The organism is Chryseobacterium sp. WG14 (genome assembly GCF_024586945.1).
In the GTDB taxonomy this organism is placed as follows: domain Bacteria; phylum Bacteroidota; class Bacteroidia; order Flavobacteriales; family Weeksellaceae; genus Chryseobacterium.
Window position 1 is genome coordinate 88,472 of record NZ_JALCZD010000002.1, and the last position, 12,558, is coordinate 101,029.

Here is a 12,558-nt window from a genome sequence, read left to right on the forward strand (position 1 = left end):
TATTTATTTAATTTTCATTCTTTCTTTAAATTCTGCGTTCAATGTACCCCTTAATTCTTCCCAGGAAATAGGAATGATAATATCTCCTGCTGCAAAAGCAGTAATTTCGTACGGGCTATAATGAAAATAAAGGTTTTTCTGATCAAAATAGAAATTATTGCTCGCCGGAATTTTTTCCACTAACAGCATTTCGGAGTTTTTAACTTCTCCTTCAGCATCTGTTGTTCCGCTGTTAATAGTATTGATATTCTTCATCAGAAGAGTCTCGATTTTAGTACTGGGCATTGAAGTGATGTCCTTCAGTTCAAGTTTTCTATTATTCTTGAGGTCAAAAACTCTCTCGGAAAATCCGTAATTATCATGGGCTCCACCTTCATAACCACTTCCTGCATATTGAATGTGCATATACCCGTTGATATTGGATATAAGGTTCATGTGAGAACTTGAATACCAATCCTGAGCATAGGTAATATCTGAAATCCAGTCTTTACTGTCATTTTTTACAGAAGAGAAATATTTGTTTTTCTCATTCTCCAAGTAAGCCTGAAGTCCGGTTTTGGAAAAATCTTTACTCCCCTTATTTTGAAAATAAATACTGTCTAATAACGTTTTATCTTTCAATTCCGGGAAGACCAGCAATTTTGAAGTATATTTAACTTTTAAAGAGTCTGTAATTTTTGTAGAATCACTTACTTTAACAGAATCTACTATCAGTTTTCCGGATTCTTTGTTGTCTGATTTTTCGGTGGCCGGTCCTGCCTTCTCATTTTTCTTGCAGGCGGTAAACACAAAGAATGAAGATAGTGCCAAAACGGCAATCATATTTTTCATAATTATAATTTTTTGATACTAATACAAAAACCATTCAAAAGCTGAATGGTTTTAAAAAAATATGATTAATCGTATTGATCAATATTAAAAATCAACTACTTAGGATTTCTTCACTAAGCTTATTACCTGATTTTCATGTTTTGAAGCAACGCCCCAAATCTGCTTGAAAGCCGGGTAATATTCTTTTGGATAATCCGGGCTGGCCACTTTTGTAGTAGCGGTTACTTCCAGCTTATTCCCTTTTTGCTCCACTACATAGCTGTATTCTATTTCTTTATCTTCTGTAACTATTTTTTTACTTTTAGGTATTTCTTCCACTGTATATCCTTCCGGAATCTCAAGAATAACTTTTTTCACTTTTGTAGAAGCTGCTCCAAAATCAATAGGATGTTTCCTGGCCTCCACCTGATCAAAATCGTTAGAATTTTTATTCAAAAACAACATGGGATTGATAATCATCTTTTTCCCCACCCGGTCTATCATATCTGTAGATTCGAATTTCATTGTACTCTCAAATCCGCCGTTTTCCAATACTTTTGAATCAATTCCTGTAAAATCTACCGAAAAATTTTCTTTATACTGTTTTTTATATTTATCAGGATTCTCATCATAACTATCCTTAACATACATAGCAAAAGCCCCGGTATCTTTATCAGAATACGTCCCTGAAACACTTCCGTCTTCGTTTATTTTAGCATCTACTGTAAGATAGGTATTACTTGGTTTATTGTTAGCCATCTGAACCTGTACAATCTTATCGCTTGTCATCAGGATACCATATTGATTCCAGTCTCTTAAAGGAAGTTCATCCACAGAAGACTGTTTTGAGGTAGCATCATAAATATGAATACCTCCAGCTGTTTCAATGGCAGCTAATACAAAGTTCATATTTGATATATTAGGTGATATTAGATTTACCCATCCGTTATCAACAGTAGAAATAACAAGTGGATCTGCCTTAATTCCTGCTTCACGAAGGAGCATTACCAGATAAAGGTTAATTTCTGCAGCATTCCCCGTTTTTGTATCTAGCAGTTTTTTAATTCCATCTTCAGTATACACTCCCCGCTCTTTATTCCAGGTGAAAGTTTTTTGAACATGTGTAAAAATGGCGTTTGCTTTATCAAGGGCACTGCTTTTCATTTCTAAAATCCCGGCAGGCATATTATCTTTGGCCAGCTTTGTTTTTTTTAGTTCGTCTCCAAAGTAGCTATTTTCATAAAGTCTTTTTCGGATCTGCTCCCAGGAAGAAGAATATAATTTAAGCTCACGGAAATTCGTAGAGTTAAGTTCGGTACTCACTTTTGTACGGAAATTCCTGCTATTTCTTACAAATTTTTCATTTTTAAAACCTTTTACATTTTCAAAAGCAAATCTATAGGTTTTATATTGAGAGCCATATAAAGTCCGGGGTTCTACTTCTCTGTATTTTGGCATTAAATCACCTGTATAATTGATATTATAATCTATAGTATAAGGTGTATCCAAAATATATTCTGTATAAAGTGATGGAGTATCAGATTCAATCACTATTTCAGGAATGGCGAATAAACCCGGAGATATTACTTCATATTGATATTCTAAGACAGATCCATCTTTTACATTCGGAAATGCAAATTTATTGACCGTAACAAATTTGCTTTCTTTACTTTTATATTTAGAGCTATTTTCTACTTTTACAGGAACTACTTTTCCGCTCTCCAGATTATAGGTTAATGCCTTCATTTTGGACAGTGACTCTTCCTGATCTTTACCGCCCCCATAACTATAAATAGGAACTTCAAGATTTAACCATTCCTCGGCTTTATCTTTATTATAGATCTTCACTCTGTAGAAAAATTTCTTGTGTAGCAAGCCTGTATTTGTATCAATCATAAAATGAACAGATTTATACAAAATTTCAGCAGGTGCATTTTCGTCTAATAAAGATTTTGTCTTTGATAAATCTGCATCATTAAATTTCGGGGTATTTAAAAACTCATGTTTTTGAGCTAAAACCACAATATTAGCTGAACAAACAATCAGCAGTATGATTTTCTTCATCTTTATATTTTTGTAATTAAAATTTTTGAATTATCCATGTTTAGTATTTTTTTTCTGAAGCCTACATATTCATTGTATTTTTCTTTTGAGTACGTTCCTTTATTAACCTGTACTTTTCTTTTTACTTTAATTTCTTCTCCGTTTTTAATAAAGCTCAAATTATAATATCCAAATTCAGATTTTACATTGGTATCATCCGGAGCCTCATCAATTTTGTATCCTTTAGGAATAGTAAAATTAATTTCATATTCATCTTCAAAAGATTGCCTGATCTCAAAAGGGAGTTCACGACTTTCATCTGTTTTATAAATAGTATTATTATAAATTGGAATAACTCTGAATATAAGGCTGTTTCCAGCTTTTTTTGCGAAATTATTGGCTTTGAAATCTATATCATATGTTATAATAGCTTTATCTTTATCATTAACAAAGTTTTTCATTTCAACTTTTTCAAAGTTTAAAATATCTAACGAATTTTTCAACGCATCATTTTTTTCTTTTGGATTAAGTCCTGTAAGCCCTAAAGTATAATCATATTGGCTTCCTGTATAATAGAAGCTTCCCTCTCCTGAAATACTGTTATCTTCACCTACTTTTATCTTCAAGATTTGCTTTTCTTTATTTTGATCAGCAGTATAGACCGGTGTATCAATCAGCTCTATACCATTTTTCTTTACGGAAAGTACATTCCTGTCCGTGGTACTATATCCTAAATGATTAAATGCGATTTGCTGTGATGTATTTTCAAGCCATATATTTCCTTTTTCGGTAGGGACCATTAAAATAGCATGATTTCCTCCCATTTTTGGAAATTCAGGATCAAATGATACTTGGGAAGAGCTGGAATTGATCACACAATAATGGGATGGTATTCCTGCTTCATCCAATAAAATCTTCATGTAATTGGTAAGTCCTTTACAATCTCCGTAACCTTTCTTATCTACCTCTTCAGGCAGCATAGGGAGCCATCCTCCAATTCCCAATCCCACAAATATGTATCGGGTTTTAGTCTGCATATACTGATAAATTTTCTTTACTTTATCTTCTACTGATCCTTCCAGTTGTAACGCAGCTATTTCTGCTTTGATTGTAGGAGTAGAAACAGCAACAGGTTGTACCAGATTGTTGTAATACCAAATTCCAAAATCTGTCCAGTTATTTAAAGATCCTTGTTTACCCGCCAGATTAAATTTTGCTAACGCAAAACTTACTTTAGGCAAAATCTTCACAGGCTGCGGAATTAATGAAATATCATCAATTGCAGAAACATTCTTATAAGAATAAGTCTTTTCATTACCACTTCCAGTTTCCACAACAGAAGTATAATTATATTTTGAAGGATAGATTTTAGTCCGAAGCTCAATGCCTGATGTATTGATTATTTTGAGCGCTCCTTCCTCCAATGATGTATTGGTAGAAAAAAATGGAACAAAATCAGGAATGAAAATGGTATTTTTATCTGATATCTGATAAGAAAAATCTATAGTGTATGGATATTGGATGGGTGTATGATTGAAAACCAAAACCCTGTTATCAGAGTAAAATACACCTTGATTATTATTGGCAAAATCACTAAAATCAGATTTGGAATAACTTTTTATTTTTTTTCCGGAATCATCATAAATTGTGACCTTTACATCTGAAATACTATTTCCTTTATCATAAGGAATATAAGCTACAGCTTTACTATCACCATCTTTATTTAAAACTGTTGTTACTTTATTATATTGATATTTTATTTCATCAATTTTATTAATCTGTACCGTTGTAAAGTCTTTTCGGACAACAATATTTGCATTTTTCTTTAAGGTTTCAGGAATAGCAGAAACAGGATATGTCTGGGCAAAATACATTGAAGCGGCAGATAATGCTCCAATCAAGAATATTTTCATCATGGCTATTAAAATTATGCAAACATAAGAAAATCTTAATAAATGTTAAATTTTTATTTAAAAAAATACTCTACTTCGTGAAGTATTTAACAATTTGGAAAAAGGCAAATCTATATCTACTTGAATATGATATCATTACAGAGAAATAAAAGATATCTTTATTTATATAATCATAAAAAAAGACTTCATTTCTGAAGCCTTTACATAAATTTTATCTTTATTTCTAATCGTTAGGAATTCTTTTGCTATCATAGGGATCACTTCCAAGCCCCAAAACCGGGATAAAAATAAATCCTAAGAAAAACAACAAAAGGGTATATAAAGGCGTCTCTTTTGCAAAACCTTTCGCTAATCTGTCGTTGACTACCCAACTTGCAAAAAGGTTAACAAAGGGAATAAAAAATAAAATAATCCACCAAGTAGGTTTCTTTACAATATCCAGTAAAACAATGATATTGTAAATAGGAACAAATGCAGCCCATGCATCTTCCCTTCCTGCTTTCTGGAAGATTTTGTACATACAGTATCCATAAAATATATAGACCAGTAAACTTATGAACATTGTTCCGATTCCCAATCCGGCTGCCGCTGCTCCGGACACCGCATCTACCCCATCATAAGGGTCTGTTTGTAAAATAGTTAACATATTAATTTTTTTTATTAGTTTCCTCAAATATAGAAAAAGCTTCTAAATAATTAGAAGCTTTTCTTGTATATTTTAAATGTATCTTTTAAATACTCTTATGCATCAATTTTTGCATACTTAGCATTTTTCTCAATAAATTCTCTTCTTGGCGGAACTTCATCCCCCATCAGCATTGAGAAAACACTATCTGCTTCTACAGCATTATCAATAGTTACCTGCTTTAAAATTCTATGTTCAGGATTAAGAGTAGTCTCCCAAAGCTGCTCAGGATTCATCTCTCCAAGACCTTTGTAACGTTGTACTTCTACTCCTTTTCCGTCCGGAGACATTTCCAATGTAAACTCTTCACGCTCTTTTTCATTATAGGCATACATTTTTTTGTTTCCTCTTTTTAATAAATACAAAGGTGGCTGAGCAATATAAATATATCCGTTTTCAATAAGTTCTTTCATATATCTGAAGAAGAACGTAAGAATCAGGGTAGAAATGTGAGATCCGTCAATATCGGCATCGGTCATGATTACAACTTTATGGTATCTCAGCTTAGCCATATTCAATGCTTTGCTGTCTTCTTCAGTTCCTACAGAAACTCCAAGGGCAGTATAAATATTTCTAATCTCTTCGTTATCATATACTTTATGAAGCATAGACTTCTCTACGTTTAGAATTTTACCTCTTAACGGAAGAATAGCCTGGAAATGTCTGTCTCTTCCCTGTTTAGCTGTACCCCCTGCGGAATCTCCCTCTACAAGGAAGATCTCAGATTCAGCCGGATCTTTGGACGAACAGTCAGAGAGTTTTCCCGGAAGACCAGAACCTCCCATTGGAGATTTTCTCTGAACCATTTCACGGGCTTTCTTTGCTGCCTGTCTTGCTTTTGCAGCCAGTACAACTTTTTGAACAATAATCTTAGCTTCATTAGGATTCTCTTCCAAAAAGTTAGTCAGCATTTCCCCTACAATCTTATCAACAGCACCAGAAACTTCGGAATTTCCTAATTTCGTTTTGGTCTGTCCTTCAAACTGAGGTTCCATTACTTTTACAGAAATTACAGCTGTTAATCCCTCACGGAAGTCATCTCCCGTAATTTCTACTTTTTCTTTTGCCGGAAGCCCCAATTCATCTGCATATTTCTTTAAAGTTCTTGTTAGAGCTCTTCTGAAACCGGCAAGGTGAGTACCCCCTTCGTGAGTATTAATATTATTAACGTAAGAATGTAAGTTTTCGTTGAAAGATGTATTGTAACGCATTGCTACTTCAACCGGAATATCATCTCTTTCACCTTCCATGAAAATCACGTGCTCCATAATAGATTCACGGCTTCCGTCAATATAGGCAACAAATTCTTTCAGACCTCCTTCAGAATGAAAAATTTCGGTTTTAAAAGAGCCATCTTCCAATACCTCTCTTTCATCGGTAAGCGTAATTGTAATTCCTTTATTAAGGTATGACAGTTCTCTTAAACGACTCGCTAACGTATCATAGTTATAAACTAATTCTGTAAAAATAGTATCATCCGGCTGGAAAAACTGTTTTGTTCCTCTTTTATCGCTGTTACCAATTTCCTCTACTCCCGTTTGAGCTTTTCCTTTAGAATACACCTGCTGATAAACGTTTCCATCTCTGTAAACGGTAGTTATCATTTCGTTAGAAAGTGCATTCACACATGATACCCCTACTCCATGAAGACCTCCTGAAACCTTATAAGAATCTTTATCAAACTTACCTCCGGCTCCAATTTTTGTCATTACAACCTCAAGAGCGGACTTTTGCTCTTTCTCGTGAAAATCAACCGGAATACCTCTACCATTATCACTTACTTCAATTCCGTTTCCTTCTTTAATGGCCACAAAGATCGTGTCGCAGTATCCTGCCAACGCTTCATCAATAGAGTTATCTACTACTTCATAAACCAAATGGTGAAGACCTCTTGTCCCTACATCACCAATGTACATTGAAGGACGCATACGAACGTGCTCCATTCCTTCCAATGCCTGAATACTACTAGCTGTATATTGTTTCTGACTCATATTAAATATTAAAAATCTTGCTATATGCAAAGACTTACAAATATCGTGATTTTTTTCGAATTATGAAAGTTAAAATGTGTCAAAAAATGTAGACTTTTCTTAGTGAAAACTTAAATAACAGCGGACTGGTAAAAGATTCAAAATTAACTGGTCTACCTGAATAATCAGCTGTTTTAAATCATACTTAACATCAATAATTTATACGTAAATTTATTTACTGAAAAGTTGATATTATGGATGATTTTATTGCTGCACGTGCACAGATGGCACTTTCTCTGGGCTTTCATATCATATTCTCCTGCGTGGGTATGGTAATGCCCTTCCTTATGGCTTTTGCCCACTGGAAATACTTAAAAACAAATAATGAAGTATATAAAGGTCTTACCAAAGCCTGGAGTAAAGGGGTAGCCATATTATTTGCTACAGGTGCTGTTTCCGGAACTATGCTTTCCTTTGAACTGGGGCTTCTATGGCCGGGATTCATGAAACATGCAGGTCCTATTTTTGGAATGCCGTTTTCCTTAGAGGGAACAGCATTTTTTATTGAAGCTATTGCTATTGGCTTCTTTTTATATGGGTGGGAAAGATTCAATAAATGGTTTCACTGGTTTTGTGGTTTCCTTGTAGGAGTAAGCGGGCTCGCTTCCGGAATTCTGGTAGTGGCGGCCAATGCCTGGATGAATTCTCCTACCGGCTTCGATTATATTAACGGGCAGTATCTGAATATTGATCCTATCAAAGCTATGTTTAATGACGCATGGTTTCCACAGGCCCTTCATATGACTGTAGCTGCTTTTTGTGCTACAGGATTTGCTGTGGCCGGGGTGCATGCTTTATTGATTATTAAGAAAAGGAATGTGGAATTTCATACCAAAGCTTTTAAAATTGCTGTTGGATTTGCCCTTATAGGTGCTTTTGGAGCTCCTTTAAGTGGTGATATTGCGGCAAAGTCTGTAGCAGAAAGACAGCCTATTAAGCTGGCTGCAATGGAAGCTCATTTTGAAACGGAAAAAGGAGCCGCCTTTGTGATCGGTGGAATTCCTGATGAAGAAAAGGAAGAAATAAAATACGCAATAAAAATCCCCAAGGTCCTGAGTTTTTTAGTGAGCAATGATTTCAATGCTGAAGTAAAAGGTCTTAAAGATTTTCCAAAAGATGAATGGCCCCCAATAGCCGTTACCCATTATGCATTTCAGATTATGATCTTCTTTGGAGTTATTATGATCTGTATTGGGGTTATCTACTTATATGCTTCATTCTTCAAAAAAGAATGGCTGAAGAAAACCTGGCTGTTAAAAACATTTTTAATTGCCACGCCCTTCGGATATATTGCCCTGGAAGCCGGATGGACAGTTACTGAAGTAGGCCGGCAGCCTTGGATTATTTACGGAATCATGAGAACCATAGATGCTGTAACACCAATGCCGGGAATACAATATTCCTTCTATTTCTTCACTGCTATTTTCGTATCATTATCACTGATTCTTGTTTTCCTGTTAAAAAGACAGATACAGATGGTACCTAAGATTTATGACCCTACAGACCCACAGTTTAACGATAAAAACAAAAAATCATGATCTACATTGTTATAGGCTTTCTATGGCTTTCCATTTGTCTTTATATGATTCTGGGAGGCGCTGATTTCGGAGCGGGTATTGTAGAGCTTTTCACCAATAAAAAAGCCCGTCATAAGACCCAGGAAATCATGTATGAATCTATTGCCCCGGTTTGGGAAGCCAATCATATGTGGCTTATCATTGCCATTGTTATCCTTTTTGTAGGTTTTCCTGAGATTTATACTACTATGTCTACGTATCTCCACATTCCTTTAGTACTGATGCTTTTAGGTATTATTGCAAGGGGAACAGCTTTTACATTCAGGCATTATGATGCTGTGAAAGATAACTGGCAGGTTTTATATACCCAGATATTTTACTACGCCAGTCTTTTAACTCCTTTTTTCCTGGGGTTAATAGCTGCAGCTACAGTTTCTCATTCCATCAATCCTGACGCTACCAATTTTCTGGATCTTTATATTTTCAGCTGGTTAAACTGGTTTGGGGTTTCTGTAGGGTTATTTACCGTAGCACTCTGTGCATATCTTGCTTCTATCTTTTCATTAAGAGAGACAAGAGATAAGGCAGATCTGTTACTGATGATCAGAAAATCTAAACAAACTATGATCTTTGTAGTCATTACCGGAATTCTTGTGTTTTTCACAGCTTATATTTCTGACATCCCCCTCGTAATGTGGGTATTTTCAAAACCTTTAGGAATTATGGCTATTGCTTTTGCCACTATCGCTTTATTGCTCATCTTCAAGGCTATGAACCGGCAGAAATTACTGCCCGTGCGAGCGCTTGCCGGTTTTCAGATTGTGATGATCCTTGTAGCAGCAACATACCAGCATAATCCTGATATTATTTTACTGGCAAACGGACAGCATCTTTCACTTTTCACTACTGCAGCTCCGGCTAAAACCATTTCTGCATTGGGATGGGCGCTGATGCTTGGTTCTTTATTTATCCTGCCATTTTTATTTTATCTGATGGCTTCGTTTAGTAAGTTGAGAAAATAAAATACTAAGCAATGCAACAGTATAATAATACCAGTGAGCTTATTGAAACACTAAATAAAAGCTATCTTCTCTATGATCAGGAGTTTGATGATATTAAAGAAGAGCAAAAAGACCTTCAGAAACCCGGAATTGATAAAACACCATCACAAAATATTTCTTATCAGATCGGATGGACCCATTTACTTTTAAAATGGGAGTCTGACGAAAAGAAAGGAATAGAGGTAAAAACACCTACCCCTGAATATAAATGGAATAATCTAAAAGGCTTATATCAGTCATTTTATGATCAGTACGGTTCATACAACTTGCAACAGCAAAGAAAGATACTGCAAAAGCAGGTTCATGAAATTATAGAATGGTTAGAGCATCTTGACCACGAAACATTATTTGTTCCTGAGCAAAGAAAATGGGCAACAACACCTGCAAAGTGGCCGGTCTGGAAATGGGTGCACATTAATACCGTAGCACCCTTTAAAAATTTCAGAGCTCAAGTACGAAAATGGAAAAAAGAAACCGGTACAGACTAATTCTGTACCGGTTTTTACTATTTATTTCGCTAAAACTTATACCAGTTTCATCAAAAGAACTTCATCAATCTTATCAACCTTCACAAGATTATTCTTGGTCAAAGTCTTAGAAGCTTTATCCCATTTTTTTCCTGATAACTGGCTTCTTTCTTTTACTTCTGCCAAAGACATTGCATCTTCCTGAGAATTCAGAATTTCAATAATTACTTTCTCATCTTCTCCCAATTCAATTTGAGGAACGGTTTTCTCCGGTCTCATCTGAGGGAAGAACAAAACTTCCTGAATAGACGCATTGTTCGTTAAGAACATAATCAATCTGTCCATTCCAATTCCTAATCCTGAAGTTGGTGGCATACCGTACTCAAGAGCTCTTAAGAAATCCTGGTCAATGAACATTGCTTCATCATCACCTCTTTCAGATAGGGCCATTTGAGATTCAAAACGCTCTCTCTGATCAATAGGATCATTAAGCTCTGAATAAGCGTTTGCGATTTCTTTTCCACATACCATTAATTCAAAACGCTCTGTTAAACCTTCTTTACTTCTGTGTTTTTTAGTCAGTGGAGACATTTCAATAGGGTAATCAGTAATGAATGTTGGCTGAATGAAGTTTCCTTCACATTTTTCACCAAAAATCTCATCGATTAATTTTCCTTTACCCATTGTTTCATTCACCTCAATTCCGATAGACTTTGCGAAATCATATAATTCCTGCTCCGTTTTTCCGGTGATATCAAAACCTGTAAATTTCAGGATAGCTTCTGTCATGGAAACTCTTGGATAAGGAGCTTTGAAATCCACATTATGTTCTCCAAAAGTAGCTGTTGTAGTTCCGTTCACCTGGATAGCGCAGAATTCCAATAATTTCTCGGTGAAATCCATCATCCAGTTGTAGTCTTTATAGGCAACATAGATTTCCATTGCTGTAAACTCCGGGTTGTGAGTCCTGTCCATTCCTTCATTTCTAAAGTTTTTAGAGAACTCATATACTCCGTCAAAACCACCTACGATTAATCTTTTCAAATATAGTTCGTTGGCAATTCTTAAATATAATGGAATATCTAAAGCATTATGATGCGTGATAAACGGTTTTGCTGCTGCTCCTCCAGGAATAGACTGTAAAATAGGAGTTTCCACTTCAAAGTATCCGGCATCATTAAAGAAAGTTCTCATCGCATTGAACAACTTTGTTCTCTTCACGAAAATTTCTTTCACCTGTGGATTTACTGTTAAATCTACATAACGTTGTCTGTATCTTAATTCAGGATCCGTAAATCCATCGTGTACTACTCCGTTATCATCAGTTTTAGCCTGAGGAAGAGGACGTAAAGCCTTAGTAAGAAGGGTAAAGTTTTTCACTAAAACGGTCATCTCTCCTACCTGAGTGGTAAACAAAGTACCCTCAATACCGATAATATCACCAATATCCAAAAGGTGTTTGTACACTTCGTTATATAATTCTTTGTCTTCTCCCGGACAGATCTCGTCTCTGTTAAAATATACCTGGATCTTACCCTTAGAATCCTGCAATTCAGCAAAAGAAGCCTTCCCCTGAATTCTGCGGGACATTAATCTACCAGCGATCTTCACCTGTTTATTCTCAGAAAAATCCTGTTTTATAGATTCTGTAGTATCTGTAATAGTATACTCTTCCGCAGGGAACGCATTAATCCCCATTTCAGTAAGCTTGTTCAGCTTTTCTCTTCTAATGATTTCTTGTTCTGATAATTGCATTTCTTATTTTTCTAAAAGCGTACAAATTTAGTCATTTTTGAGGTGACCATCAATCGCTTTTCAAGAATTTTTTCAAATTGTGAGGATGAATGGTAAATTTTGTAACTAAGATACAAGAAGATAAGAGTAAAGACAAGAGACTTAGAGATATGAGACTTGAGACTTGGAGACTTGAGATGATAACTGAATTGCCAATCTCTTTACACTGTTACAGAATTCCAATTCTGAACATTGCCCCTCCTAGTGAATTTGCTTTATCGTGAAAATAGATCAAGTT

Annotated in this window: 9 protein-coding genes; 3 read left to right on the forward strand and 6 right to left on the reverse strand. The window is 35.2% G+C overall.

Annotated elements, in window-relative coordinates; genetic code table 11:
• Positions 1-3: 3 nt before the first annotated feature.
• The 5 genes from MP478_RS03580 to gyrB form a co-directional block, all read right to left on the reverse strand.
• The gene (locus MP478_RS03580) at positions 4-831 is read right to left on the reverse strand and encodes an RsiV family protein (RefSeq protein ID WP_230034503.1); all 828 of its coding nucleotides are present in this window, start codon (positions 829-831) and stop codon (positions 4-6) included.
• A gap of 99 nt (positions 832-930) precedes the next feature.
• Positions 931-2,874 carry a transglutaminase domain-containing protein gene (locus MP478_RS03585; RefSeq protein ID WP_230034501.1) on the reverse strand — a complete coding sequence of 648 codons (1,944 nt, stop codon included), beginning with the start codon at positions 2,872-2,874 and terminating at the stop codon, positions 931-933.
• 2 nt (positions 2,875-2,876) lie between these two features.
• Complete coding sequence (locus MP478_RS03590) at positions 2,877-4,769, reverse strand: DUF3857 domain-containing protein (RefSeq protein ID WP_257199608.1); 1,893 nt, start codon at positions 4,767-4,769, stop codon at positions 2,877-2,879.
• A gap of 220 nt (positions 4,770-4,989) precedes the next feature.
• Positions 4,990-5,412, reverse strand: coding sequence for a DUF5684 domain-containing protein (locus MP478_RS03595; RefSeq protein ID WP_230034497.1), 423 nt, complete (start codon positions 5,410-5,412; stop codon positions 4,990-4,992).
• A gap of 95 nt (positions 5,413-5,507) precedes the next feature.
• Positions 5,508-7,442, reverse strand: a complete 1,935-nt coding sequence (gyrB, locus tag MP478_RS03600) for a DNA topoisomerase (ATP-hydrolyzing) subunit B (protein WP_230034494.1) — start codon at positions 7,440-7,442, stop codon at positions 5,508-5,510.
• Between the two features lie 233 nt (positions 7,443-7,675).
• On the opposite strand from gyrB, the gene MP478_RS03605 reads away from it, so the two are divergent.
• From MP478_RS03605 to MP478_RS03615, 3 genes are read left to right on the forward strand one after another with little or no spacing between them, the layout of a single operon-like run.
• Positions 7,676-9,019 (forward strand): cytochrome ubiquinol oxidase subunit I, encoded by a 1,344-nt coding sequence (locus MP478_RS03605; RefSeq protein ID WP_230034492.1) that lies wholly within the window; start codon positions 7,676-7,678, stop codon positions 9,017-9,019.
• The gene (locus MP478_RS03610; protein ID WP_230034490.1) at positions 9,016-10,020 is read left to right on the forward strand and encodes a cytochrome d ubiquinol oxidase subunit II; all 1,005 of its coding nucleotides are present in this window, start codon (positions 9,016-9,018) and stop codon (positions 10,018-10,020) included. Before MP478_RS03605 ends, MP478_RS03610 begins: the two co-directional genes overlap by 4 nt.
• 11 nt (positions 10,021-10,031) lie before the next feature.
• Positions 10,032-10,547: a ClbS/DfsB family four-helix bundle protein gene (locus MP478_RS03615; RefSeq protein ID WP_257199610.1), complete on the forward strand. Its 516-nt coding sequence runs from the start codon at positions 10,032-10,034 to the stop codon at positions 10,545-10,547.
• Between the two features lie 36 nt (positions 10,548-10,583).
• On the opposite strand, the gene lysS is transcribed toward MP478_RS03615, so the two are convergent.
• Positions 10,584-12,281, reverse strand: coding sequence for a lysine--tRNA ligase (gene lysS, locus MP478_RS03620; protein ID WP_257190972.1), 1,698 nt, complete (start codon positions 12,279-12,281; stop codon positions 10,584-10,586).
• Positions 12,282-12,558: the final 277 nt, after the last annotated feature.